The 24774-nt window shown below is 52.6% G+C and carries 24 protein-coding genes, 1 pseudogene and 1 riboswitch; of the genes and pseudogenes, 17 read left to right on the plus strand and 8 right to left on the minus strand.

The window, feature by feature from the left end:
* Window positions 1-135 precede the first annotated feature (135 nt).
* The gene (hemQ, locus tag JMF85_RS09705) at window positions 136-882 is read right to left on the minus strand and encodes a hydrogen peroxide-dependent heme synthase (protein WP_054797789.1); all 747 of its coding nucleotides are present in this window, start codon (window positions 880-882) and stop codon (window positions 136-138) included.
* A 213-nt stretch (window positions 883-1095) separates the two neighbouring features.
* On the opposite strand from hemQ, the gene JMF85_RS09710 reads away from it, so the two are divergent.
* From JMF85_RS09710 to zapE, 3 genes are all read left to right on the plus strand, one after another.
* Window positions 1096-1380: a YuiB family protein gene (locus JMF85_RS09710; RefSeq protein WP_054797790.1), complete on the plus strand. Its 285-nt coding sequence runs from the start codon at window positions 1096-1098 to the stop codon at window positions 1378-1380.
* A gap of 119 nt (window positions 1381-1499) precedes the next feature.
* Complete coding sequence (locus tag JMF85_RS09715) at window positions 1500-3011, plus strand: DnaD domain protein (protein ID WP_127604887.1); 1512 nt, start codon at window positions 1500-1502, stop codon at window positions 3009-3011.
* A gap of 69 nt (window positions 3012-3080) precedes the next feature.
* Window positions 3081-4034, plus strand: coding sequence for an AFG1/ZapE family ATPase (gene zapE / locus JMF85_RS09720; protein WP_054797791.1), 954 nt, complete (start codon window positions 3081-3083; stop codon window positions 4032-4034).
* A 144-nt stretch (window positions 4035-4178) separates the two neighbouring features.
* Here the strand turns inward: zapE and JMF85_RS09725 are convergent, their stop codons facing one another.
* Window positions 4179-4328, minus strand: coding sequence for a YqzM family protein (locus JMF85_RS09725; protein ID WP_127604883.1), 150 nt, complete (start codon window positions 4326-4328; stop codon window positions 4179-4181).
* A gap of 229 nt (window positions 4329-4557) precedes the next feature.
* Here JMF85_RS09725 and trxA point away from each other — a divergent pair, with 229 nt between their 5' ends.
* Both trxA and uvrC read left to right on the plus strand, forming a co-directional pair.
* Window positions 4558-4875 carry a thioredoxin gene (trxA, locus tag JMF85_RS09730; RefSeq protein WP_054797792.1) on the plus strand — a complete coding sequence of 106 codons (318 nt, stop codon included), beginning with the start codon at window positions 4558-4560 and terminating at the stop codon, window positions 4873-4875.
* Window positions 4876-4966: 91 nt separating this feature from the next.
* Complete coding sequence (gene uvrC, locus JMF85_RS09735) at window positions 4967-6979, plus strand: excinuclease ABC subunit UvrC (RefSeq protein WP_155614608.1); 2013 nt, start codon at window positions 4967-4969, stop codon at window positions 6977-6979.
* Here the strand turns inward: uvrC and JMF85_RS09740 are convergent.
* Window positions 6936-8567: a CPBP family intramembrane glutamic endopeptidase gene (locus JMF85_RS09740; RefSeq protein WP_155614607.1), complete on the minus strand. Its 1632-nt coding sequence runs from the start codon at window positions 8565-8567 to the stop codon at window positions 6936-6938. The genes uvrC and JMF85_RS09740 overlap by 44 nt on opposite strands.
* A 237-nt stretch (window positions 8568-8804) precedes the next feature.
* Window positions 8805-8955: riboswitch (cyclic di-AMP (ydaO/yuaA leader) on the plus strand.
* A 70-nt stretch (window positions 8956-9025) separates the two neighbouring features.
* Here JMF85_RS09740 and JMF85_RS09745 point away from each other — a divergent pair.
* Genes JMF85_RS09745 through JMF85_RS09755 form a run of 3 tightly spaced genes read left to right on the plus strand, consistent with a single transcriptional unit; the run spans window position 9026 to window position 12327 of the window.
* Window positions 9026-10378 carry a TrkH family potassium uptake protein gene (locus JMF85_RS09745; protein ID WP_201318119.1) on the plus strand — a complete coding sequence of 451 codons (1353 nt, stop codon included), beginning with the start codon at window positions 9026-9028 and terminating at the stop codon, window positions 10376-10378.
* Between the two features lie 13 nt (window positions 10379-10391).
* Window positions 10392-11057 (plus strand): potassium channel family protein, encoded by a 666-nt coding sequence (locus tag JMF85_RS09750; RefSeq protein ID WP_201318120.1) that lies wholly within the window; start codon window positions 10392-10394, stop codon window positions 11055-11057.
* Window positions 11058-11106: 49 nt separating this feature from the next.
* A complete protein-coding gene (locus JMF85_RS09755) occupies window positions 11107-12327 on the plus strand; it encodes a cation:proton antiporter (RefSeq protein WP_201318121.1) in 1221 nt (406 codons plus the stop codon).
* A 10-nt stretch (window positions 12328-12337) separates the two neighbouring features.
* Here the strand turns inward: JMF85_RS09755 and JMF85_RS09760 are convergent, their stop codons facing one another.
* On the minus strand, window positions 12338-13225 hold the full coding sequence (locus JMF85_RS09760) for a LysR family transcriptional regulator (protein ID WP_127604872.1): 888 nt from the start codon (window positions 13223-13225) through the stop codon (window positions 12338-12340).
* Window positions 13226-13480: 255 nt separating this feature from the next.
* Here JMF85_RS09760 and JMF85_RS09765 point away from each other — a divergent pair, with 255 nt between their 5' ends.
* The 3 genes from JMF85_RS09765 to sdhB are packed head-to-tail and all read left to right on the plus strand — an operon-like array spanning window position 13481 to window position 16684.
* The gene (locus JMF85_RS09765) at window positions 13481-14137 is read left to right on the plus strand and encodes a succinate dehydrogenase cytochrome b558 subunit (RefSeq protein WP_054797796.1); all 657 of its coding nucleotides are present in this window, start codon (window positions 13481-13483) and stop codon (window positions 14135-14137) included.
* Window positions 14138-14153: 16 nt separating this feature from the next.
* Window positions 14154-15914 (plus strand): succinate dehydrogenase flavoprotein subunit, encoded by a 1761-nt coding sequence (gene sdhA / locus JMF85_RS09770; protein ID WP_127604870.1) that lies wholly within the window; start codon window positions 14154-14156, stop codon window positions 15912-15914.
* 2 nt (window positions 15915-15916) lie between these two features.
* Window positions 15917-16684 (plus strand): succinate dehydrogenase iron-sulfur subunit, encoded by a 768-nt coding sequence (gene sdhB, locus JMF85_RS09775; RefSeq protein WP_127604868.1) that lies wholly within the window; start codon window positions 15917-15919, stop codon window positions 16682-16684.
* 84 nt (window positions 16685-16768) lie between these two features.
* Here the strand turns inward: sdhB and JMF85_RS09780 are convergent, their stop codons facing one another.
* On the minus strand, window positions 16769-17287 hold the full coding sequence (locus JMF85_RS09780) for a DUF3231 family protein (RefSeq protein ID WP_201318122.1): 519 nt from the start codon (window positions 17285-17287) through the stop codon (window positions 16769-16771).
* A gap of 185 nt (window positions 17288-17472) precedes the next feature.
* On the opposite strand from JMF85_RS09780, the gene JMF85_RS09785 reads away from it, so the two are divergent.
* Window positions 17473-17613, plus strand: a complete 141-nt coding sequence (locus tag JMF85_RS09785; protein ID WP_155614605.1) for a hypothetical protein — start codon at window positions 17473-17475, stop codon at window positions 17611-17613.
* 161 nt (window positions 17614-17774) lie between these two features.
* Window positions 17775-18848 carry a LacI family DNA-binding transcriptional regulator gene (locus tag JMF85_RS09790; protein ID WP_201318123.1) on the plus strand — a complete coding sequence of 358 codons (1074 nt, stop codon included), beginning with the start codon at window positions 17775-17777 and terminating at the stop codon, window positions 18846-18848.
* A gap of 67 nt (window positions 18849-18915) precedes the next feature.
* On the opposite strand, the gene JMF85_RS09795 is transcribed toward JMF85_RS09790, so the two are convergent.
* On the minus strand, window positions 18916-19878 hold the full coding sequence (locus JMF85_RS09795; protein WP_127604862.1) for a cation diffusion facilitator family transporter: 963 nt from the start codon (window positions 19876-19878) through the stop codon (window positions 18916-18918).
* Between the two features lie 449 nt (window positions 19879-20327).
* Window positions 20328-20468: a hypothetical protein gene (locus tag JMF85_RS09800; protein ID WP_127604860.1), complete on the minus strand. Its 141-nt coding sequence runs from the start codon at window positions 20466-20468 to the stop codon at window positions 20328-20330.
* 196 nt (window positions 20469-20664) lie between these two features.
* Between JMF85_RS09800 and JMF85_RS28640 the strand changes: the two are divergent.
* The 4 genes and pseudogenes from JMF85_RS28640 to JMF85_RS09815 all read left to right on the plus strand — a co-directional run.
* Window positions 20665-20730 (plus strand): annotated as a pseudogene (locus JMF85_RS28640) (zinc-ribbon domain-containing protein); the annotation flags it as partial.
* A 3-nt stretch (window positions 20731-20733) separates the two neighbouring features.
* Window positions 20734-20982, plus strand: coding sequence for a hypothetical protein (locus JMF85_RS09805; RefSeq protein WP_236595803.1), 249 nt, complete (start codon window positions 20734-20736; stop codon window positions 20980-20982).
* 1033 nt (window positions 20983-22015) lie between these two features.
* Window positions 22016-22876 (plus strand): restriction endonuclease, encoded by an 861-nt coding sequence (locus JMF85_RS09810; protein WP_127604856.1) that lies wholly within the window; start codon window positions 22016-22018, stop codon window positions 22874-22876.
* Between the two features lie 59 nt (window positions 22877-22935).
* On the plus strand, window positions 22936-23520 hold the full coding sequence (locus JMF85_RS09815) for a hypothetical protein (RefSeq protein ID WP_127604854.1): 585 nt from the start codon (window positions 22936-22938) through the stop codon (window positions 23518-23520).
* A gap of 589 nt (window positions 23521-24109) precedes the next feature.
* Here JMF85_RS09815 and JMF85_RS09820 read toward each other — a convergent pair.
* Window positions 24110-24739 carry an IS3 family transposase gene (locus JMF85_RS09820; RefSeq protein ID WP_127604852.1) on the minus strand — a complete coding sequence of 210 codons (630 nt, stop codon included), beginning with the start codon at window positions 24737-24739 and terminating at the stop codon, window positions 24110-24112.
* Window positions 24740-24774: the final 35 nt, after the last annotated feature.

Genomic DNA, 24774 nt, shown 5'->3' on the forward strand with positions numbered 1-24774 from the left:
AACCTTGCCTGACACGGCTGCTGCAGCCGTATGGGCAAGGTTTTTTTGCGTAACCCGGGAAAGCAGCTCAAGCTCCGGGCGGCGAACCCGCGGCGGCGGCGCCTGGGGCCCGGAGCTTCGCCAAGGGGCGCCGGCTTATAACTTCAGCATGGCGGAAGTCTTATCCGTATCGAGCAGGTTGCCGATGTAGAAGTCGCCGAAGTCGCCAAAGCGGGCGCTCGTTTCGTCAAAGCGCATTTCGGTGACGATCTTCTTGAACTGCAGCGCATCGTCGGCGAACAACGTGACGCCCCATTCCCAATCGTCGAGGCCGATGGAGCCGCCGATAATTTGTTTGACTTTGCCGGCGTACGTGCGGCCGATCGTGCCGTGGCCGCGCATGAAGGAACGGCGCTCTTCGGTGCTGAGCATGTACCAGTTATCGTTGCCTTCACGGCGCTTGTTCATCGGATAGAAGCAGATGTGCTTCGCTTTCGGCAGGATGGGCTTCAAGCGGGCGACGATGTCCGGATCCTGCATCGGATCCGTACCCGGTTTGGCCATGTAACCGCCGAGTTCGACGACCGATACGTAGGAATAGGTCGGAATGGTCACTTGAGCGAACATCGATTTGTTAAACTCGTTCTCGAGCTCGTTCAGCTCTTCCAGCGTTTCGCGCAGGTGCATGAAGACGAAGTCGGCTTTCTGCCCGACGATGGAGTAGAACGCTGTGCTTCCGAGCTTCTGATCCTCGGTGCTCTGATATTGCTTCAGCAAGGACAACAGCTCGTCCTCGGCGCGGTTTCTTTCTTGCGCGGTCAAGCTTTTCCAGACGTTCCAATCGATGGCGCGGAAGTCATGCAGGCAGTACCAGCCTTCCAACGTATGTACGGCTTCACTCATGGATCTCTCTCTCCTCATGATATTGATTTTCACTTCGATTCTTTTGCTTGTTTCATTGTAGCTAAAGATGCGGGAAAGGGCAAATGCACCAAGGCTGGGGGCTAAACGGTGACAAAGTGTTCACATTCCCGGGACGAGGGCGCCCTTTACCGTCCTGCGCTTTTGATTATAATAGAAAGTAGACGAAGGTATGAGAAGAAGGAGTTGTCTGCATTGCTGCAATTGATTATCGCTACCGTGCTGCTGTTCGTGCTGTTCTTCGGAATCGGGTTTATTCTCAACATGCTGCTGAAGACGACTTGGTTTCCCATTTACGGATATATCGTACTTGTGATCGGTCTTGTGTTGTATTGGGGTTGGGGGACAGGCTCGCTTTCGCAAAATATCGCCGAGTATACGTTTGTCGATTATATCTCGGCATTAGGCGGATTGGCGGGCGCCATCCTGAGCGGTTCGACGATCAAGTCGCTGCGTCAGAAAGGCTTCAAGATGTTCTGAGGAAACGGAGGAAGGCTCCCGGTACGCCGGCGAAGCCTTCTTTTTCTTCTACACCGTTGTCGATTGCTGTGGTAAAATGAAGATTAAGACTTTAGCAACACGGATGGAGTTTTGTATGCATGCGAATTACGAATATGCTTCACTTTTCCGAGTATCACCGGTTTGTCGTTAACCGCGACTTTGCCTTAAGCAGTCTCGATTACAAGGTGCTGACCTCGATGTACCAGCCGATGGTCGGCGCTTTTGCCCTTAGCGTTTATTATACATTGTATCACCAGCTGCCTGCCGATCAAGTGGGCTTCTCGCCGATCGAGCAGCAGCGGAAGCTGTTTCTGACGATGGAGATCGAGGGCGGAGAGCGCGGGCGTAAATGGTTTATCGAGCAAACCTCCAAGCTGGAGGCGGTCGGTCTGCTTCGCACGTCACGCCGCTTTGCGGCCGCTTCGGAGGACTATTTGTACGAGTATCAGCTGTTCGAACCGCTGACGCCGGGGGAGTTTTTCAAAAACCACCATCTCACGCTGCTGCTTCGCGATAAAGTCGGAAAGTATGCCGTTTTTGCGCTGCGGGACGAATTTATGCTGCCCGAAGCGGACGAGCTGAAGCAGGCGAACGCCGAAAATTTATCGGTACCGTTCTACGAGCTGTTCCGGCTAAACACGCAGGTCGTCGATCAGGAGCTGGAGCAGGCTTTCTTCGAATCGGCCGCAGCCACGACTGACCAGACGAAGCCGGAAGTGACGTACAAAGGGTTCACGTATGCGGAAATCATCATGCATTTTCCGAGGGAGTCGTTCAACCGGGAATATGTCGAGCGGTTGAAATACGAGCCCGAGCAGATGGCGACGATCAATTTCGTAGCGAAAAAGTACAGCCTCTACCTAACCGACATCTGCCGGCTGCTGGACGAGGACGGCGTATTCGACGAAGCGGGCACGCTCGCGCTCGAGCTGCTGCAGCATAAAGCGAACCAAGTATTCCGTCAAGATAAGAAACGAACGGAAGATAGGGTAAGGTGGATGGCCAAGCTGCCCGGCAAGGCCGATGCGGAAGGCGAAGAGAAGGTGGAAGGGGCCGTTTCGAAGGATAAGCCGGTCGAGATGGAATTTTACCTGGACGTGCCGGATTTGTTTCAAGGAGAGTGCAACCAGCATCAGTATAATTACATTTTGCGGAACGAGCCGTACATGTTTTTGCTGGAGAAAATTTTTTCGAAAGGCACGGTGCCGGACGGGCTGCTCGATACGCTGGCGAAGGTCGAGCTGAATTACGGTTTGCATGAAGAAGTGATCAACGTCCTTATTCATTATATTTATGTCACCAAACGTTCCTGGTCGAAAAAATATATGGAAGCGATCGTCACCGACATGCTGGGGAAACAGGTCGGATCGTTCGAGCAAGCCGTTCGTTACGTGCGCGAGCAGATGGCGTACAGCGAGAAAAAAACGGCTCAGGGCACGCAGGGCGCCTATCGCGGAGGCAGCGGAGGTACGGCCAAGTCCGGCCGTGGCGGCGCAAGGCAGAAGCCGCTCATTCCGATCGTGCCGGATTCGGCCCCGAGCAAGCCGCGTTCGGATGAGGAGCGGGAGGCGCTGCGCCGGAAAGCGCAGCAGCTGGACGGACAAAGGTAGCGGCTGCCGGGGACTGAGTGAGAGAACCGGAGAAGAGAAACAGGTACTTCATGGGGGAGGTGCTTCGCGTTGGAATCGCTAGGGGAGCTGCTGCGCGGCTCGCAGGGCCGGCAGCTGTTGAAGCAAGCGGAAGAGAAGCTGCGCGAGGTTGCGGCCGATCCGCTGATCGTGAAGCTGCGGAGCAAGTATCCGCAGCTCGATAACCAGACGATCAAGCTGAATTTAAACAAGCTGCATCAATATGTGAAGGAATACAATAATTGTACGAATTGTCCGGGGCTTGACCGCTGCCCGAACGATCTCGAAGGCCATTACACGATGCTCCAGGTGGAGCCGGGGGATGACTGGACGCGCGTCTACGATCATAAGGTGGCGTGCAAGAAGTTTTTGGCGAAGTCGACGCAGGATGCGGTTCGCAGCCGGATCCGAAGCTTTTATGTGGATGAACGCGCGCTTTCCCAAGGGTATTCGTCGCTGGAGATTCTGGACAAGGATCCGCAGCGGGAGGAAGCGGTCGGGCAAGTGATGGATTATATTTTGAACGTGCGTACGAAAGGGCTGCCGCAGACGGGCTTGTACTTGGCCGGCCATTTCGGCACCGGGAAGACGTTCCTGATGTGTTACATGCTCTACGAGCTGGCGAAGGACGGCTATACCGGCGCAATTGTGTATATGCCGGATTTTGCCGAGGATTTGAAGTCGATGTTCCAGGACCCGCTGAAGCTGAAGGAGACGATCGACATCCTGAAAGAAACCGACCTGCTCGTGTTCGACGACATCGGCGCGGAAAATTTAAATCCGTGGCTGCGCGATCATGTGATGGGTGCGATTCTGAACTACCGGATGAACCGGAAGCCGACGTTCTTCACGTCGAATCACGATCTGGACGCGCTGGAGAAGCATTTCAGCTTTACGAGCAAGGACGGGGACGAGGAGTATAAGGGCCGGCGCATTATGGACCGGATTCGGCCTTTCGTCGATGTGGTGATGGTGAACGGGTATAACAAGCGGGGATCGAAATAAAGGAATAGGCAGGGAGTACGGGGCGCGGCAAGGACCGCACGCACAAACCCTTGTGCACGAGCCGCGCACAGACCGCGGACGGGCCTCGCGCACAAAAAAATACCTGCTGCCTCATCCGGCAGCAGGTATCGCCTTACCCAATCGTTACTTCGCAACCAGCGTGATGACTGTGGCTACGATCGCGATTAAAAACAAAACGCCGAAGAAAACCCCGAAGCCCAACGCGACATCGATCAAGTCATTGCGCTCTTCTTCATATACGTGCAATTCCGGATGTTTCGGATCGTTACTCATTTCAGTTCCTCCTTGTCGCTTCGTGCGGCCCGAAGAAGGGCTCTTCAGGAACGTCCGATCGCACACCGCGAGACTTATCGTAATTATATAGGCCTAGTATACCCAACTTCGCAGATGATTGTAAAGGATGCGAAAGTGACAATTATGCAAACTTTGGTTCGGTTGAAAAGTGAAAGCAATGTGGTATACTTTACATGTTGACATTATCCGCGAAAGGAGAATTCCCATCATGGCTATTGTAAATGTGACTGATCAATCCTTCACCGGTGAAGTGGAAGGATCCGGTACGGTTCTCGTAGATTTCTGGGCTCCCTGGTGCGGTCCTTGCAAAATGATCGCTCCGGTCCTGGAAGAGCTGGATAAAGAACTCGGCGACAACGTGAAGATCGCGAAGGTGAACGTGGACGACAATCCGGAATCCGCTTCGCGCTTTGGCGTTATGAGTATCCCGACCTTGATCGTCTTCAAAGACGGTCAACCGGTGGACAAGGTCGTCGGCTTCCAATCGAAAGACGCGTTGAAGAACGTATTGGGCCGCCATCAATAATTTGGCAGTCTGACGATGACGTGAGAAAAAGCTCTTTTTCTGCTATGCTGAAAAAGAGCTTTTTTTGTTCCCTGCGAAAGGAGAGAAGGGCATGTCGGACACGCATGGGGAATGGAATCCGCAGGACCGGAAGAAGACGCTGGAAGCGATCAAAACGAAGCTTTCGCTCGTTCCGGAGCTGCCGGGCTGTTACTTGATGAAGAACCGCGAAGGCACGATCATTTATGTCGGCAAAGCGAAAATATTGCGCAACCGGCTGAGGACTTATTTTACGGGCAGTCATACGGCGAAGACGCAGCTGCTGGTGAGCGAAATCGTCGATTTCGAATATATCGTGACCGCCAGCAACATGGAAGCGCTCATCCTGGAGTGCAATCTGATCAAGAAGTACGTCCCGAGGTACAATGTACTCCTGAAGGACGATAAATCTTTTCCCTATATAAAAATTACGCATGAGCGGCATCCGAAGCTCGAAGTGACGCGGCGGGTGCATAAGGACAAGGCGAAATATTTCGGCCCCTATCCGAATGCGTACGCCGCTCAGGAAACGAAGAAGCTGCTGGACCGGTTGTACCCGCTGCGCAAGTGCAATACGCTGCCGGATAAGGTATGCCTGTACTACCACTTGGGCCAGTGTATCGCGCCCTGTGAGTTCGAGGTCGAGCAGGAGACGTACGATAAGATGGTCGGGGAGATCGCGCGCTTTTTGAACGGCGGCCACGACGAGATCAAGGAGGACCTGAAGCGCAAAATGCAGGAAGCGGCCGAGGAGCTGAACTTCGAACGGGCCAAGGAGCTGCGGGATCAAATTGTGCACATCGACGCCGTCATGGAGAAGCAGAAGATTACGACGAACGATAAGATGGACCGCGACGTATTCGGCTTTGCCGTCGACAAAGGGTGGATGTGTGTCCAGATTCTATATATGCGCCAAGGGAAGCTTATCGAGCGGCATGCGACGATGTTCCCTTACTATGGCGAAGCGTATGACGATTTCACCTCGTTCGTGACCCAGTATTACAGCGATAACCCGGCGCTGCCGAAGGAAATTTTCCTGCCGCCGAATCCGGCGGAGGAACGTCCGGCCGCTGTGGAGACGCCTTCGGCGGGCGCAGACGCGGAGCAGGGAACGCCTGTGCCGGAGGAGACGGCCGCGGCCGAGACGAAATCTGACGTCAAGGATGCGCTCGAAAGCTGGCTGAAGGTGCGGGTGCACATGCCCCGCCGCGGCTTGAAGAAGAACATGGTTGAGATGGCGAGCGACAACGCGCGCGTGGCGCTTGAAGAGAAGTTTAAGCTGATCGAACGGGATGCCGAGCGGACGATCAAGGCCGTTGAAAATTTGGGCCAATACCTCGGTACGGGCACGATCCATCGCATCGAAGCGTTCGACAACTCGAACATCCAGGGAAGCGACCCGGTGTCGGCGATGGTCGTGTTCACGGACGGCAAGCCGGACCGCAAGGAATACCGCAAGTACAAAATCAAGACGGTGCAGGGACCGGACGATTACGAGACGATGCGTGAGGTCGTCAGACGCCGCTACGAGCGTGTGTTGAAGGAAGGACTGAAGATGCCCGACCTGATCGTCATCGACGGCGGCAGGGGCCATCTGGCGGCTGCAGTGGACGTGCTCGAGAACGAGCTCGGTTTGCATTTGCCGGTATGCGGTCTGGTCAAAGACGCCAAGCACAAGACGGCCCAGCTGTTAATGGGCGATCCGCCCGAAGTGGTGCCATTGCCGCGCGACAGCCAGGAATTTTATTTGCTGCAGCGCATCCAGGACGAGGTGCATCGCTTCGCCATCACGTTCCACCGCGAGACGCGCGCCAAGTCGATGACCGTATCGACGCTCGATTCGATCACGGGCATCGGCGAGAAGCGGCGCAAGGCGCTCTTGAAGCACTTCGGCTCGTTGAAAAAAATAAAAGAGGCTCAAGTCGAAGACTTCAAGCCTCTCGGTATCGGGGAAAAGCTGGCGCAGCACATTCTCGCTTCCTTGAACGGCCCCGCCGAAGGAGCCGAAGCCGGGCCCGGCGCAAGCGATAGCGCCGACCCGATTACGGATGGCGCAGCGGCGGATTCGACGGGGATCGAGGCTTGAAGCGCCCGTGCAGCCTGTGCAGCAGCCAACCGACGACAGCCGGCGCGAAGAAGTACGCGAGGCCGACGGCGGCTTGCCTGTCGTCGCCGCTGTACATCAGCGAGAAGCCCATCAGGATGCTGTCCATCGCCGCGTGGGCGAACAGGGCGGTCAGGAAGCCGTACCGCAAGTACGCGTAACCGAACACGATGCCGATGACCGACACCTCTACAAGCCGGGTGTACACCGGGTATACCGGGTACTGGGTGTGACTCATCGCCCAGATGACGCTAGGCACAAGCACCGCCACGAAAGGACGGCGTGTCAGCTTCAGCATAAGCGACACGCCGAGCACCCGGTAGACGGCTTCCTCGGAGATGGCTGCAGACCAGGCCAGCAGCGGAAACCATTCGGGGTGCAGCATATTGTACACCGAATCGGTCGGGTCGTTCACGGCCCAGACGTCGAACAGCTCGGTGGCGGCGAAGAACAACGCCTGCTGGATGCCGAGAATGAACAGGGCGATCACATATCCGCTGCTCATCGCCTGCTTCACTTGCCCGGCGAAGTCCGCATCACGCCATACGGCCCACGGGCGTTCGCCCCGGTCAAGCGTCAGCCGGCTTCCGGCAACCAAGGCGAAGTAAGAGGACAACGCCATCAGCGCCACATAGATGTTGCTGATCCACAAGTACAACACCGCATCCGGCTCCGAAGGACCGCTGCCGTGCATCGTACGGAAGGCGGGCATCAGATTGTAGTTATTGCTCACATAGATCGCCAGGAACACGATCGACAGCAGCGCGCCGCGCGCGAAGTCGATCTGTTTGCGCTGCCGTACGACGAGGATCAAGGCGGCGAGCGCCATCAGCAGCGATGCGAACAAGCTGATCCGCGTCATCAGAGCGGACCGCTCGTCCTGCATCTGCTGCCAGAGTGTGAAGCTTTCCGGCGGCGGGAATGCCGGGCGGAACGACACCGCTTGCCCGTTCGCCGTCTGCACGTGCAGCTCCAGCGGGGCTTCGCCGATCCGCTCCGTCTTGCTGACGAATACGAATTCGCCGGGCGGGCGTTTGTCCGCAGCGCTGCCAGCCAGTGTGAACGCAGCCGGATCGAAGCCCATATCGCGGACGGCGCTTACGGCGATCGAGGACGCATCCGTTTCCGCCGCCGGCCGCGCTTCGGTTTTGGCCGTCGGCGCTTTCGAAGCGCTATAGCTGATCACCTGACGGTTGTTGAAGTTGACCCCGATGTAATAGGTGGCTTGCCCATCGCGGATTTCCACTTCGTAATAATCGATTGGATAACGCTTCTCGAACCGATTTCGATACTCTTCCTCCAAGCCTTCCTTCTGGATGTACCCGCTGCGAACCGTGTTCGATTGAAACAACGTATCCGCCGTGCGGCCGGGCGAGAGCCCGAATTTGTGATCGGCGAAGGCGATCGCGAGGTCGGCCGCTTCCGCTTTACTAATGGCAGGCGCCGCCTGCGCTTCCCCGTCAAGATCGTTGTGGTCCTGAAACAGCGGGGCGAGATAAGATAGCCCGAAGTACAGCAGAAGACCGATGACCGCCAGCCATAAGGGGGGACGAGAACCTTTGTTGGGCATGACACACTCCTTATCCGGTAAATCGTAACAGCTTATCTTAATCGTATTCTCCGTTATGGTCATCCATGCTAATAGGGTAATCTCATGATATCACGAGAAACCGCCGGAAAAAACAAGCAAGGAGAAGACTTCACCGTTTGAGAGCGCTGTCATGTATCGTAATGTTCCGAAAATCCTTCCTTTTCCGCCAAATAGAGCTTTGTACTTCGTTCCAAAGAACCTTATAATTCATATCAATTGAATAAGAAGCCGAATTTCTTCAAGAAAACGGGGGAACCATGAATCATAGGGGTGAATTCCGTGCAGGGCCGGGTAACGGGCCGCATGGATAGGGGGCCTGTATACCCGAATCCGTCAGCTAACCTCGTAGGCTTGTGTTACAGGAACCTTGGATGGCACTGGGTTTCCCGTGTCTTTTTTTTGTTGTTCATAAAAAGTTGAGAAGGTGCAGGTTCAGGATGAAATCCAAATCGAAAAAAATCGAGCTTACCCCGCCGCAAATTTTGGTCATCGGGTTCGCCTTGATCATACTGGCGGGCGCCGGCTTGTTAACGCTCCCGGTGTCAGCGGCGTCCGGGGTGCCGACGCCTTTCCTGGACGCGTTGTTCACGGCGACCTCGGCGACCTGTGTGACCGGTCTGGTCGTAGTCGATACAGGCACTCATTGGTCTTTATTCGGCAAGATTGTCATTATTTCGTTGATTCAGGTCGGCGGTCTCGGGTTCATGACCATGGCCACCCTGTTCGCCTTCGCCTTGAAGAAGCGGCTTTCGCTGAAAGAACGGCTCATTCTTCAAGAAGCGATGAATCAGGGCAGCATGGAAGGCATCGTGCGCTTAATCCGTAAAGTTCTGGTGTACTCGTTGACGATCGAGTTCACAGCGGCTGTCATCTTCGCCATCCGGTGGTCGTTCGATTTAGGTCCGGTGCGTGCGCTGGGGTATGGGGTGTTTCATGCGATCTCGTTCTTTAACAACGCCGGGTTCGATCTGTTCGGTCCGATTACCGGCCGGTTCTCCGGCATTACGGCTTACGCGGACGATTATGTGATCAATATCGTCTCCATGGCGTTGATTATATTAGGAGGGATCGGGTTTGTCGTCCTGTCCGACTTGATGGAGTACAAGCAGCGCCGCCGGCTGTCGCTCCATTCCAAGGTCGTGTTGAGCGCGAGCGGCATTCTGATCCTGGTCGGGGCCATCGTCATCTTCATCTTTGAATTTACGAATCCGAAGACGCTTGCCACGCTTAACTGGAACGGTAAAATACTGGCTTCGTTCTTTCAATCGGTCTCCCCTCGAACGGCCGGCGCGAACAGCATCGACATCGCGGGCATGAGGCAGGCGTCGCAGTTTTTCATTATTGTTCTCATGTTCATCGGGGCGTCCCCGGGATCGACGGGCGGCGGGATCAAGACGACGACGTTCACGACGCTGATCGGGGCGATTATCGCGATGATCCGGGGGAAAGAGGATATCGTGCTGTTCCATAACCGGCTCGGCAAAGACCGGATTCTTAAAGCGATTACGTTAACCATGATCGCCTTGTTCTGGGTCATCTTCGTCACCATGCTGCTGTCCACGACGGAAGATCACAATTTCCTGATGATTTTGTTCGAAGCGACGTCGGCTTTCGGCACGGTCGGACTGACGATGGGGCTCACGCCCGATTTGACCACGTTCGGCAAGTTGATGATCGCCCTTACGATGTTTATCGGCCGGCTCGGTCCGTTGACGCTCGCGTATGCGCTCGGTCCGAAGGCAGAGAAAGAGCTGTTCAGATACCCGGAAGGGAAAATTACGATTGGATAGGGAGAGGCATTCGATGAAACGCAGTCAGTACGCGGTAATCGGACTCGGCCGTTTCGGCTCGAGTCTGGCAAAGGAGCTCATACAGCTCGGTTATGAAGTAATGGGGATCGATATGGACGAGGAAGCGGTAGAAGAAATGAGCGAAGAGCTCACGCACGTCGTCGTTGCGGATTCGACGGACGAAGATGTCATTCGTTCGCTTGGGATCCGGAATTTTGATTGCGTGATCGTAGCGATCGGCAACGATATTCAAGCCAGCATCCTGACGACGATCCTCTTGAAGGATATCGGGGTGAAGATGGTTGTGGCCAAGGCGTTGTCCGAGCTGCACGGGAAGGTGCTGCATAAGATCGGCGTCGACCGGGTCATTTTCCCGGAACGGGATATGGGCATTCGCGTCGCGCATCAGCTGGTTTCCCCGAATCTGCTCGATTATATCGAGCTGTCGAAGGAGTACACGATCGCCGAGCTGGCCGTTCCGAAGTGTTTGGACGGTCTGTCGTTGAAGGAGCTTGATACCCGGGCTCGTTATGGCTGCAGCGTCGTCGCTATCAATAAGAAGCATGGCGACGTGATCATCGCGCCGACGGCTACCGATACCGTAGACGAGAAGGACGTCATGGTCATCATTGGCACGAACGAACAGATCGAGCATTTCGAGAACGCCTTGGCTCGTTAATGCGTTAATAGACGATCGTTGGGTTTATATAGGAAGGAGCCACGGAGAGTTGGAGAATGCCGTACTTATCGAGCATGTCATCTTTTTAATCGTTTCCGTCTTATTTCTGGGCATGATTTTCGGAAAAGCGGCGAATTGGCTGAAACTGCCGGACGTCGCTCTCTTTTTGGCCGCAGGCATGATCGTCGGTCAAGGGCTGCACCTGATTCACGAGCCGAGCAGCTCGTTCACGAATCAATTCATCTTAACCGTCGGTTCCGCGCTCATCTTATTCGACGGGGGGCGCAACATCCGGCTGTCGGGCCTTCGCCAGGTATGGGTCACCCTTACCTTGCTAAGCGTGCCGGGCGTGCTGATTACGTGCGCGGTCGTCGCTTTCGCCGCCCATTACCTGCTGGGGATCCCGTTCATGTATGCGGTGCTGCTTGGGGCGATTATTTCGTCGACCGACCCGGCGACGCTGATCCCCGTCTTCAAGCAAGTGAAGATCCGGAGCAAAGTACGGGAAACGGTGGAAAGCGAATCCGCCTTCAACGACGCAACCGGCTCGATCCTCACCTTCTCGGTGCTCGGCGCGATTACGGGCGGACAGGCGATATCGCTCTCCTCAAGCGTGCTCGAGTTTCTGCAAACGGCGCTCGGCGGCATCGCGGTCGGCATCGGTGTCGGGTTCGGGCTGGCGTTCATCACGGCGCACCTGAGGCTCGGATGGCTGCGCGATTACACCACGATCGCCCTCGTCGTTACCGCGCTTGGGGCCTACTGGCTGGGCGACGCGCTGCATGTGAGCGGATTTATGGCGACGTTCACGGCCGGACTGATTTGGGGGAACAGCGATTTGTTCAAGCTCCACATGGACGACAAGCTGCAGGAAATGGGCCATTTTACCGAAAATATGACGGTGCTGATGCGCATGCTTATTTTCATTCTGCTCGGAAGCCAGGTAAACTTCGGCATGATCTTCGAACACTTGTGGCCGAGCCTCGGTGTCATTGCGGTATTCATGCTGATCGCAAGGCCGCTTACCGTGCTGGCCTCCGCGCTTCCGGACCGGAAGGCCAAGTGGGAGCGGAACGAGATTGTATTTATGTTCTGGGTGCGGGAGACGGGCGTCATTCCCGCCGCGCTGTCGGGTATGGTAGCCGGGATGGGCATCGCGCATGCGGACATCATCTCGTCCGTTACGTTCCTGGCGGTGCTGCTCACGATCCTGCTCCAGGCGAGCACGACGGCTTATGCCGCGCGCAAGCTGGGGCTCGAGGAGAAGTGAGCCTGGAGGGTCAACGGTAATGCTTCACCGCCAGGTCGATAAACCGCCGGATCGGCGCTTCGAGAGCGGCTTCCTCCGTATATAGGAGCGAAGTCGTTCTTTTCGTTTGCTCCAGCTCGGGGACGAAACGAACGGTCAGCTCATTGTTGCCGACCAGCGGATGGCGCAGGTACGATTCCGGGAGCAGCGTGGCTGTCTGGCACGTCGCGACGAGGCGGACGATCGCTTCGAACGAATCGATCTCCATCTTCACATCCGGATGGACGCCGCAGCGATGGAACATTTCGTCCATCAGTACGCGATACCATGTCCCGCGGGAGAATAAGATCATCGGCAGCTCGTGCAAATCGTGAACGGTCAAGCCGGCGTGATCGGCATAAGGGTGTGCGGCGGGGAGCACCAGACAGAGATGATCGTCGAACAGCGGGACGCTGACGAGGCCGGGGTCGTCGATTTGCGAGGCGACAAGACCGATGTCGACTTTTTTCTCCTTGACGAGCGGGACGACCTCGTGCGTTTTGCCGGTGACGGCTTTAATATCGGTATGCGGATGCTCGCGTGTATAAATGGTGATCAAATCGGGCAAGGTGGATTGCAGGGTGGTCAGACTGGCGCCGATGACGATGCTGGCCGGTTTCGTCGCGGAACGGAACGCGCGCAGCGAATCGTGCAGCTTTCGCTCCAGACGCTGCTGATCGAGCGCATATTCGTAACAGACCTCGCCGGCGCGCGTCAGCTCGAGCCGCTTGCCTTTACGGCGGAACAGCTCGACGCCAAGCTCCTGCTCCAGCTTCATGATTTTGCGCGAAAGGGCGGGCTGCGAGATGTTCAGCAATTGCGACGCTTTATTTAAGCTTTGCTGCTGCACGACCGTGACGAACATGTCGAATTGTTCCATAGTTATTCCTTTCTATATGCACTGTAGTTATAAGAGATTATAAGAAATCGGCACTTCCATTATAAGCGAAATAAGAGTAGGATGTATATGTCACGGATTGTTCACAATAATTACCGTGAACCGTATACAAGACTGTCGATTCATGGAAAATAGTTGTATCGTTTTGTGTTGACGCTCTCAGGCGTCGGGAGTACAATGGGTAATGGTTTTCACGAAGGCCGTGGCAAGCCTAATTTTAGGGGGGAACGAAGGGTAATGTTCAAGAACTCGTACTTTTCACGAAAGCTCCATTCCTTACTGGGGGTTATTCCGGTCGGGTTTTTCCTGATCGAACACCTGCTGACGAACTACTCGGCAGCGAAGGGCGGACCCGAGAGCTTTCTTGAGCACGTCGAATGGCTGCACAGTTTGCCGCTCGTATTGGCGCTCGAAATTTTCGGCATTTGGATTCCGCTGGCGTATCACGCGATTTACGGTTTGTATGTCGCCTACACGGCGCGAAATAACGTAAATAACTACGGCTATTTTCGCAACGTGATGTTCTTCTTGCAGCGCGTGACCGGTGTGGTTACGTTCCTGTTCGTGGCGTGGCACTTTTTCCAAACCCGTTTTCAAATTGCGATCGGCAGCGTCGAGCAAATGGAGATCGGCTCGCATATGCACCAAATCGCATCGAATCCGGTTTACTTCGTATTGTATGTAATCGGCGTCATCGCCGCTGTGTTCCACTTCAGCAACGGCATGTGGTCGTTCCTGGTCAGCTGGGGCATTACGGTCGGTCCGCGCGCGCAGCGTGTGTCGACTTACGTTTGGATGGGCGTGTTCGTGGTGATGTCCGCTATGTTCATTATGTCGCTGACGGCATTCTTGGATCCAGCGTTTCAGCATGTAACGTCAGTAACGAAAGGTTAAGGGGGATCGGACAATCATGGCGAATTCGAAAGTTATCGTAGTCGGTGGGGGCCTTGCAGGCTTGATGGCCACCATTAAAGCTGCAGAAGCCGGAGTCCATGTCGACTTGTTCTCTCTGGTTCCTGTTAAACGTTCTCACTCCGTCTGTGCTCAAGGGGGCATCAACGGCGCCGTTAACACAAAAGGCGAAGGCGATTCTCCCTGGGAGCACTTTGACGACTCTGTATACGGTGGCGACTTCCTTGCCAACCAACCGCCGGTTAAAGCGATGTGCGAAGCCGCGCCGGGCATCATTCACTTAATGGACCGGATGGGCGTTATGTTTAACCGTACCCCGGAAGGCTTGCTTGACTTCCGCCGCTTCGGGGGCACGAAGCATCACCGTACGGCGTTCGCCGGCGCCACGACAGGCCAGCAGCTCTTGTACGCGCTCGACGAGCAAGTACGCCGCTGGGAAACGGCCGGCCTCGTGAAGAAATACGAGCACTGGGAATTCCTCGGCGCGATTCTGGACGACGACGGCGTATGCCGCGGTATTGCCGGACAAGATCTGCGCAGCATGGAAGTCAATACGTTCGCTGCGGATGCGGTTATTTTGGCGACGGGCGGTCCCGGGATCATTTTCGGGAAAACGACGAACTCGGTTATCAATACGGGTACGGCAGCCAGTGCCGTATATCAGCAAGGCGTATATTATGCGAACGGCGAATTCATTCAGATTCACCCGACGGCGATTCCCGGGGACGACAAGCTGCGTCTGATGAGCGAATCGGCTCGCGGTGAAGGCGGACGAGTATGGACGTACAAGGACGGGAAGCCTTGGTATTTCCTCGAAGAGAAATATCCGGCTTACGGAAACCTGGTTCCGCGCGATATCGCGACTCGCGAAATTTTCGCTGTCTGCGTCGACATGAAGCTCGGCGTCAACGGCGAGAACATGGTTTACCTCGACTTGTCGCATAAAGATCCGAAGGAGCTCGACGTCAAGCTGGGCGGTATTATCGAGATCTACGAGAAATTCATGGGAGACGATCCGCGTAAAATCCCGATGAAGATTTTCCCGGCCGTTCACTATTCGATGGGCGGTATGTGGGTCGACTACAACCAGATGACGAACATTCCGGGCTTGTTCGCCGCAGGCGAGTGCGAGTACCAGTACCACGGCGCGAACCGTCTGGGCGCGAACTCCTTGCTCTCCGCGATCTACGGCGGTATGGTGGCCGGTCCGAAAGCGATCGAGTACATCAAAGGGTTGGATAAGCATGCGGAGGACATTTCCTCGACCGTTTACGAACGTTATGCGAAGCTGCACACCGAGAAGTACGAAAGCATCCTGAAAATGAACGGTACGGAAAATGCATACGTGCTTGGCAAAGAGCTCGGCGAATGGATGACCAACAACATGACGGTCGTTCGCTACAACAAAAACCTGGAGCAAACGATCGATAAAATCAACGAGCTGAAGCAGCGCTACAAAAACATTAACATCAACGACTCGGCTCGCTTCAACAACCCGGGCGTCGCTTATACGCGTCAATTGTGGAACATGCTGGAGCTCGCGCACGCGATGACGCTTGGCGGACTTCTTCGTAACGAGAGCCGCGGCGCGCACTACAAGCCGGAGTTCCCGGAACGTAACGACGAGGAGTTCTTGAAGACGACGAAGGCGAAATGGACGGCCGACGGCCCGCAAATCGAGTGGGAAGATGTCGACGTCTCCTTGATCGCGCCGCGTAAACGTGACTACACAACCGACAAGAAGAAGGGAGGTCATTGATCATGGCCGAAGCAACCGCGACAGCAAACAAAAAGATTAAGTTTATCGTCACCCGTCAGGACTCAGCGGAAAGCAAGCCGTATACGGAAGAGTTCGAGGTTCCATACCGTCCGAACATGAACGTGATCAGCGCTCTGATGGAGGTACAGCGGAATCCCGTGAATGCCAAAGGCGACAAAACGACGCCGGTGTGCTGGGAATCGAACTGTTTGGAAGAAGTATGCGGAGCTTGCTCCATGGTCATTAACGGAAAGCCGCGCCAAGCTTGCAGCGCGCTTGTCGACAAGCTGGAGCAGCCGATCCGGATCGCTCCGATGAGCACCTTCCCGGTCGTCCGCGACCTGGTCATCAACCGTGAGCGCATGTTCTCGGCTTTGAAGAAAGTGAAAGCATGGATACCGATCGACGGTACGTACGATCTCGGACCGGGACCGCGGATGGCGGAGTCCAAGCGTCAATGGGCCTATGAGCTGTCCAAATGTATGACTTGCGGCGTGTGCCTGGAATCCTGTCCGAATGTGAACGACAAGACGACGTTCATCGGACCGGCTGCCATTTCGCAAGTACGGTTGTTCAACGCTCACCCGACGGGCGAGATGAACGCTCACGAGCGTCTGGAAGCGCTGATGGAAGACGGCGGAATCGAAGGCTGCGGCAACTCGCAGAACTGCGTGCGCTCCTGCCCGAAAGGCATTCCGCTTACGACTTCGATCGCGGCGATGAATCTCGACACGACGAAGCATCTGTTCAAGAAATGGCTCAGCATGTAATTTCCTTACGCCGAACTTGATACAATGATGAAGGCTCCCTACCTTGCGCTTGGCGCGGTAGGGAGCCTTTTTGTGATAGAAGGACTAGCTGTGCACCAATTCTTTCGTCTGCAGCTGCAGTGGCGGCGGCACGAGCCAGCCCTTGGCTTTGTTCATGCGCAGCAGCTTGCTGCTGAGGCCGGTCTTGGTTTGATGATACTTCGTAAATAACATGCCAATATCCTCGCGAATGGCTTGACCGATGATTTGGCTGCACATGTTTAATCCGATCATCAGATCGACGCTCAATGAGGCGGATATTTCCTGATCGGTGAAACGAGCGCCTGCCGGAATGTCTTCCAGATTCGCTTTCGGCTTCTCCGGCGGCGACGGCGGGGGGGTGATGCCGTTCTTGATTAACAGTGCATCGCAGTCATCGGTTTCTTTAGCCGCGACATCGATTAATTCCTTCATGAATTCTCTTAAATCAGAATCACCGGCGTGATTACGCAGCGTATGGTAACCGGTAAAGGCCAGCTTTGTCTGCGAGCTGAATGCCCACAAAGCATAAATTTCACCATAATGCATAGGCTCGTGTTTCGGATTTCCGTCTAAGATTCCCATATCGATTCTCCTTCGCATGGTGATGAAGTTCCTCGTGTAGTATGTACGGAGAACCGACGATCTATCTTCCCTTACCGTAGGAATTATTGGCGTCTTGCGTCCTGCATATCTTCCGGTGTTTGGTGACAAAACATGAAGGCATACTCTGCAACTCATATTGTTCCTAACGGATGGAGGGAAGTTCGATGCGCAAAGGCAAAAACAAAAGCATGAATCAAACCATGCAGTCGATGGCCGATCACTCGAATCAGGCGGTGGAAAGCAAAGCTTACACCATGCCGACCTATCACAAGGACAAGCATGAGCCGAATAGACCGTCGATATAACGATGGTCTTGTTCAGCCGTTTCGCCAGAGGGCGGAACGGTTTTTTTCTTATCCGCTGCATTGACGCGTCCAATGGATTGGCGGTAAAATGAAAAGATTAAACGCTTAAATCGATTATTTTTATTCTATGAAAGTTTTGAGCAGGGAGAGGGAAACGCGGCATGAGTAAAAAGCGGCAAATCACCATCGTCGATATCGCCGAAGCGGCTGGAGTATCCATTGCTACGGTTTCTAACGTGTTGAACAGGCGCAATGTGCCGATGACGCCGGAAACGATCCGTAAAGTGGAACAGACGGCGGAACAGCTCGGCTACCGCCGCAACGTTATGGCCGCCAGTCTAAGCCGGAAGAAGTCGTATGAGCTCGGCATGCTCGTGCCTGTCTTCGGCGGGTATCACGGGCAGTTTGCCGAAGAAATGCAGCGTATGGCGCATGGGTACGGGTACCATTTGTCCGTTTTTTCGGCAGCGGGGTTCGATCCGGAGATAGAGAAGCGCCACCTGGATGTGCTGCTGCAGCGCCGGGTGGACGGGCTCATCTGCCACGGGCTGGCGATGTCGCAGGAAGCGACCCGCCATCTGGTGGGTGAAGGGACGCCGCTTGTTTTGTTTAATGCGTGGGGATGGCCGAACGACATCGCCGTCGGGGCCGTGAACCTCGATTTTGTCGATGGCTGTGACGAGGCTGTGAGACATCTGTATGAGCAGGGCTGCCGAACGATTGTGTATTTGGCCAAAACAAGCTTGTACGCTACCGATCTTCAACGAAGAGCGGGCTTTCGAAACGGGCTTTCGAAGCTGCCTGAACCGGTGCCGTACGACATGATCGATTCGGATGAGGTGGAGACGATCGACCAGGCGTTGGAACAAGTGGAGAGACTCTGGAATCGAGAATCTCCGGTCGGCATTCTTGGGTTCGACGATGTGATTTCGCTGGCATTCATGTCCGCTGTACAACGGCGGGGGTACCGGGTGCCGGAGGATTTTCGGATTGCCGGCATCAACAACGATCCGGTGACGACGGTGTGCCACCCGATGCTGACGTCGCTCGATATCCCGTATGCGCTGCAGGCTGAAATGACCATGATGCTGATGCTTGAGGCGCTTGGCGATACGAGAGCGCTGAAGCAATCTCCGGCAGATGAGGCGCGGAAGCTTAAACGTATCGGCCATGAAATTCAAATTCCGCTCCGCCTGATTGCGCGGAGATCGAGCATTGCGGAAGCGCTCGAATAAAGACGCCTTGCCTCTCCGGTCACCACAGTTCGTGGGGGTCAGGTGAGGGAAGGCGTCTTGACGTCTTCTAGAAGACAGGACCGATACTCCGGGTCTGCTTCTGCTCCTTGGCCAGCATAAATTGCTTGCCGTATTCGCCGTGCGGGTGGATGCCCGCATGCTCCATCTGGATCGTCGTGTGCTCGATGCCGTACTTGTTCTTCAGCGTCTCGTTGATGGCGAGGATGATGCAGAACGGCTGGATGCTGTCGTCGATAAAGACGTGCGCCGTGAGGGAATAATGATCCGAGGACACGGCCCACAGATGCATCTCGTGCACATCTTCGACACCTTCCACGGCAGCGATGGCTGCCCGGATTTCATCCAGATCGAAGCGCTCCGGCACCGATTCCATCAGGATGAGGTACGATTCCTTAATGATTTTCGCACCGCCGGTGAAGATGATGCCGCCGATGACAATGCTGATAATCGGGTCGAACCAAGGCAATCCGGTATAATAAATGAGTACGGCAGAAACAATAACTCCAATGGAACTTAGCAAATCTCCGATAAAATGCCATAAAGCGCTTTTCACGTTCAAATTTTCCTCTTCCTTCATACTGCGGCTGAGCACCAGCGTCAGGACGAGGTTGACCGTCAGCCCGATGGAGGCAATGATCAGCATGAGCTTGAGATCGATCGGTTCCGGGTTCATAAATCGCCGTATCCCTTCGATACAGATGCCGATCGAAATGATGGCCAGCGCCAGACCGTTGAGGAACGAAGCGATAATCTCAAAACGGAGGAAGCCGAACGTATATTTGGCGTTTGGCTGTCTCGTCGCCATATAGATGGCAACCATGCTCAATCCGAGAGCGAGCACGTCTGAGATCATATGCGCGGAATCGGAGAGCAGGGCGAGCGAATTGGACAGCAGTCCGCCAATGACTTCAACGATGGTGAAGAATAAAGTTAAACTCAGCGTGATCCACAGCGTTTTCTTGGAACGGCTTTGTTTCTTCGCATGGTCGAGATGGTGATAATCGTACATCCGAATCACCCTTTCTGTAAGGTAAGTCCTTGATTGGATTATACGTCAAGGTCGAAATTTTGGCAAATACTTTAATTGATATCGATTTTCAGCCTTTTGAGACTAATTATCGGTATCAAGTTAGCGTTTTCTTTGATTTTGATAATATTTCTCGATATTATGATATTGATTCTCATTACGGCATATAACGCTTTCAATTTTGTTACATAATTGAAATATATCTGTTACGTGTTTAACATGTTATCCGTGTATTATAGATAGCAAGACCCCCTTTTTAATATATACACCCTTAGATCCGCCCCGTTGGCGGGTCTCTTTTTTTGTCTGTATGTCTAGGAGCCCTTGTCCCATAGGGGCTTTTAAGCTTTACCTTGGCAGGGAAATGATCGAATTATGCGTTTTGGCAGGAATTTGGCGGGGGATTACGGGTAATGGCAGGAGAAAGGCGGCTACCTTAGGAGTTTCTCCAAAGCAGTAGCCGCCTCAGCTTGCATATTTGGCATTAGGTGAGAGTAAGTGTCCAAGGTGATCATTATGGATGAATGACCGAGCTGTTCTTGGACTATCTTTGGATGAATGTCCAGACTCATGAGTAGGGAAGCGCACGTATGACGAAGATCATGAAAGTCTGATCACTCGCATGTTCGTCTTCTTGAGCATACGCTTTCAAACCACACTGCAATTAGCTTAGGACAAAGGAATACCATACTTGCTGCAACTAGGAAGCTCCTATCTTCATATCGTTCCCCCGTGGCCAGCTTTTCCTCTTTAATCATGAAGGAACGAATGTACTGTTCAAATTGTGGCAAGCAAGTCCTAGAGGGCGCTAAGTTTTGTTCTTCTTGCGGAGCGAAGTTGCTAGTATCAGATGAAGGGCGACCTATCGATACAACAGATGTGGAGGCTCCGCAAGTATCTATTACAAAGCTTGAAGAAGAGTCGCTTGCTCAAAATGGCTTAGCGGCTACGCGCGGCACAAAAGCTAAAATTATTCAGCGTGCATTAACGCTTTGCTTAACATCATTGTTGTGTATCTGGTCTTTAGACTATTCAAGGTTATCGGTGATGATGTTCGGAACGGCTCGTATCACGCATTCCTTCTGACCATCGTATTCGGCATAGTGTTATTTTTCAACGTAAATACGTTGTATCAAGATGCGGTGGCAACTCAGCAGTGGGCGCAAACGCGCGTCATGTCCTTCGTGAATTTCTTATGATTACGTGTTCTCGACAGCAAAGAGCTTTTATGGATGGACGATTGCACTAAATATCGTGAACATTGTATCGATTTTGCTGATTGCTCCGATAAGAAGAAGATTTAATAAGCCTCTAGCAGCAAGCGGGACAACAAGCGAGGCCAGTCAGGCATGAGCAGGAAGACTATAGTTGGTATGATCTGTGCAATTGTTTTGTTGGTCGAAGTTATTATTTACATACTGGAGACATTGCTTTCGGACAATTCTAATTCAATTCGTAAGGCCTGCGAGAAGGCGCATCAACTCGAACATCAGCAGACGAACTATAATAATGCTTGGTACACATTGTTCTTGGTGACAGCTATAATTGGGGCTGTTACAATAATGACTATTCCTAATAAGAGAATTCGGCATTAGTCTGCATGATATTCCAAAATTAAGCATTTTGACCTATAATCGAATATAGGCATAAGAGCAGGGTGCTGCCTCAGTAGGCGCACCTTTTTCATTTAATAGACTAAAATGAGAGTTGGTTGGTCGGTAGATGAAAGAATTACTCAAACACCCAATAGTAGCTGGGGCAATTACCTTTTTTATCGGAGCTGCAATAACATTCCCACTTTACCCCGTCTACAATATCGCTCGTGTAGGAATTAAAATCTGGTTCTTGACTAATGATGAGCTTCTTAACTGAGGGTTGGTATCTCTCGACCTACAGTAACAAGTACAACTTCCTGTTCCAATTTGCAAAGAATGTAATGGATACTTAGTAATGAATGAGGGCTCGTATGGGATTGAGCTTTTAACATGTGAGAATTGCGGTTTTAGAAAAACAATTGAGAGTGGGTTCCATGGATACCGAGAGAAGATTAGAAGAGAAATTGTTAGGAAAATTCGAACTTACCAATGGAAAGACAAGGAAATAGGGGGTTAAAGAACCAATGGCTAGAACTTACTACGCAGAAGGAAGACAACTCGCATATGTCTTGAGAGGCTTGTTTATTATTGGTGGGCTTACTTTGTACTTCAACATCCCAGGGTTGCATTGGGGATTCTTCTTTGGCATACTCATCGGTTCAATCATAGTTGCGGATATCATAGGAGCTATCTGGACTCGGAAAAGACGAACCGAGAAAAAGCAGAAACCCAAAACATCGATTAAGAAGGCTGCTCAGACAAACATAAGACGGACTTCAAAGGGATGTAGAACTGATGAAATCATCCTTACTAGCAGGTTGGATGACCTATCTGGAGCTGAGTTTGAGCGTCTACTTGCTCTTTACTTCCGTGATCAGGGCTACACAGTAAAAGAAGTAGGTGTAGGCGGTAATGATGGTGGAGTTGATCTTGTGATCGTTGATGGTCGCGGGGAGAAAACAGCCGTCCAAGCCAAATGCTATGCAGACCATAATCTAGTACCTGTAATGACAGTGCGTGAACTTGTGGCGGCGAAGAGGAATCATGATTGTATATTATCGTTGCTTATCACTACATCTGATCTTACACCTCCTGCCAAGAAGGAAGCAGAGCAATTCAAAGTCGATTATTGGCATGGAGCCTTAGTCGAGCAAAAGCTAAGAGCATGGGGGAAATGGCAACCGAGCAAGAAACCGCGTCCCATAGAGAAGAGAACTGAGACGGTAGCAAAGTCAGAGGTAGCAATAGCTCGGAAGGAAGCAGCGGCAACAACCTCAGTGACATGCAAGTGTGGTTCTCCTATGGTAAGAAGGAAGAGTAAGCAAGGGGAAGAGTTTCTCGGTTGTACCAAGTTTCCTGGTTGTAGACAAACAAGATCGTTATAAGGTAGAAGGGAGAAATCATTGGCAATGTCAGCTAACACTAAATGAAAGAGAGCGTAAAAATGGATTCATTAATACAACTAATAGTAGAGTTACTTCCCGATAAAGGGTCAGATTTTGTAGTGGCTGGCTTGTTGGCAATTATAGGTTTTTTTATAAAGGGATACTTGGACAAAAGGAAGAGTGAAAAGGAATCTAGGGAGTCAGCGGCAAAGAAGAATGAAGAAACGGAAAAGAAGATCAAAGAGATTATAGATGCAATGTCTCCCAAATATCTAAGTATTCCAAGGGATATAATTATGCATACCTATTCTTACAACTTCATTAACGAACATGTTGATGAAAATGGTTTTAAGGAGAGTCCATATTACAAAGATACCTTAGAAATGAAGAGACTAACCGAAATGAGAATGATGGACGATATTGAGGAAATTCTGTCCTTATCCACGAGTGGGATTGATGGTAATTATGCTGAAACGAAGAATGTGATCCAACGCAACCAGAATACGCTTAAGAATTTGAAAAACGTATTGAAAGCCAAATCTGATGATGACCTGAAAGTCAAGTTTCTTGGAGACATCAACAAACAATTATCAGATGATTATCAAAAACTAATGAATGAATACTGGAAATTGGCAAAAAAATGATTGGTCGCTTGGGCCTGGAATCATCTACGATAGTGACAGAATCTATGGTACAAGAGAAAGCTTCATTACTCAAGGCCATCTTAATGGCCTCACATGGATGAGTCTGTGAACTGCTTTGCTATAAAAAAACAGCACAAATATTATAGGAAAATCCAATTTGCCGACCACACAGTATGACTATCAGAAAGGAAATTTCGCATGAAGATAGAAATTGCTGAATCCCTAATGCTGTCCTGGTTAAGACACGCTAAGAATTGTCAGGTTGTGCAATTGAACTGGAAACCTTCTGTTAGGTCATGGGAGTTATTCAACGAAACTGAAGTCGAACAGATAATGGTGGCGACCGATCATGCCCGCCCCTCCATGTAAAGGGCTTTGTCCATCAGTCATACCTTAATCACAAGCGGCTTTACGGTTTGCTGACGTGCAGCTTGATGAAACTCCTGCGGGGATAGATCATACAAACTGCCATGAATCCGCCACTGACTCTCAAATTCATGCCTGGAGAGGCACTCTTGTTCTAAAATGGCATGAAATGCTTCGACATGCGCATTTTTATTCGGCGTTTTCGGAGGAATCCGTTCATGCTCTACACGATACTCCAGGCACGCTTCCTCAAAAGCATGGCTGATGAATTGCGGGCCGTTATCGGTACGAACCACTGGCAACTGATCTTTCCCAAAGAGTTGTCGTTTCCATAGTGCCCTCTGCAGGTCTGCGCGGCATGCTTCCCTTCGCAAGAGAGGCCCATGTGGTAGTCGATAATCGATCGGTCGTAGACGTCAATCAGGCTGAGCAAGAATAAGAAACGCTGCTGTGCTGCAATGTAGCCGTATTTGACGTCCATCTCCCAAAGCTGATTCGAAGCGCGGATCTCACGATTGTTCGCCAGCTTTCGGGGATATTGGATTCGCTTCCGGCGTTGTGGCTGCAGGATGCCCAGTTCCTGACACAGTCGGTATACTTTTTTCTTATTAACGATCAGCCCATACTGTCGTTTCAGACATAGGGTTAGTTTACGATAACCGTATGTGGCTTCTTCCCCGGAAATAAGTTCCATCAGCCATTCCTTGATCTGCTCATCGCTGACGGGATGCTGCTTATGATCCAAGGAAAAGCCGGGAATTGGTCTTCCGCCGTTATACACTCGCTCTTGCTTGAAATGCTTCTTCCGGTAATAGTACGTCGCTTCACTGACGCCGACGATTCGCAGCACCATTGCAGCTTTACACCCCCGCGCAATCCATGTGTCGG

This window comes from Paenibacillus sp. EPM92, from assembly GCF_016586185.1.
GTDB classification, from domain to species: domain Bacteria; phylum Bacillota; class Bacilli; order Paenibacillales; family NBRC-103111; genus Paenibacillus_G; species Paenibacillus_G validus.

Coding starts and splice junctions, on each gene's coding strand:
- hemQ (WP_054797789.1), bottom strand. CDS start 882: ATGAGTGAAGCCGTACATACGTTGGAAGGCTGGTACTGCCTGCATGAC.
- JMF85_RS09715 (WP_127604887.1), top strand. CDS start 1,500: ATGCGAATTACGAATATGCTTCACTTTTCCGAGTATCACCGGTTTGTC.
- JMF85_RS09725 (WP_127604883.1), bottom strand. CDS start 4,328: ATGAGTAACGATCCGAAACATCCGGAATTGCACGTATATGAAGAAGAG.
- trxA (WP_054797792.1), top strand. CDS start 4,558: ATGGCTATTGTAAATGTGACTGATCAATCCTTCACCGGTGAAGTGGAA.
- uvrC (WP_155614608.1), top strand. CDS start 4,967: ATGTCGGACACGCATGGGGAATGGAATCCGCAGGACCGGAAGAAGACG.
- JMF85_RS09740 (WP_155614607.1), bottom strand. CDS start 8,567: ATGCCCAACAAAGGTTCTCGTCCCCCCTTATGGCTGGCGGTCATCGGT.
- JMF85_RS09745 (WP_201318119.1), top strand. CDS start 9,026: ATGAAATCCAAATCGAAAAAAATCGAGCTTACCCCGCCGCAAATTTTG.
- JMF85_RS09750 (WP_201318120.1), top strand. CDS start 10,392: ATGAAACGCAGTCAGTACGCGGTAATCGGACTCGGCCGTTTCGGCTCG.
- JMF85_RS09760 (WP_127604872.1), bottom strand. CDS start 13,225: ATGGAACAATTCGACATGTTCGTCACGGTCGTGCAGCAGCAAAGCTTA.
- JMF85_RS09765 (WP_054797796.1), top strand. CDS start 13,481: ATGTTCAAGAACTCGTACTTTTCACGAAAGCTCCATTCCTTACTGGGG.
- sdhA (WP_127604870.1), top strand. CDS start 14,154: ATGGCGAATTCGAAAGTTATCGTAGTCGGTGGGGGCCTTGCAGGCTTG.
- sdhB (WP_127604868.1), top strand. CDS start 15,917: ATGGCCGAAGCAACCGCGACAGCAAACAAAAAGATTAAGTTTATCGTC.
- JMF85_RS09780 (WP_201318122.1), bottom strand. CDS start 17,287: ATGGGAATCTTAGACGGAAATCCGAAACACGAGCCTATGCATTATGGT.
- JMF85_RS09785 (WP_155614605.1), top strand. CDS start 17,473: ATGCGCAAAGGCAAAAACAAAAGCATGAATCAAACCATGCAGTCGATG.
- JMF85_RS09790 (WP_201318123.1), top strand. CDS start 17,775: ATGAGTAAAAAGCGGCAAATCACCATCGTCGATATCGCCGAAGCGGCT.
- JMF85_RS09795 (WP_127604862.1), bottom strand. CDS start 19,878: ATGTACGATTATCACCATCTCGACCATGCGAAGAAACAAAGCCGTTCC.
- JMF85_RS09800 (WP_127604860.1), bottom strand. CDS start 20,468: ATGAGTCTGGACATTCATCCAAAGATAGTCCAAGAACAGCTCGGTCAT.
- JMF85_RS09810 (WP_127604856.1), top strand. CDS start 22,016: ATGGCTAGAACTTACTACGCAGAAGGAAGACAACTCGCATATGTCTTG.
- JMF85_RS09815 (WP_127604854.1), top strand. CDS start 22,936: ATGGATTCATTAATACAACTAATAGTAGAGTTACTTCCCGATAAAGGG.
- JMF85_RS09820 (WP_127604852.1), bottom strand. CDS start 24,739: ATGGTGCTGCGAATCGTCGGCGTCAGTGAAGCGACGTACTATTACCGG.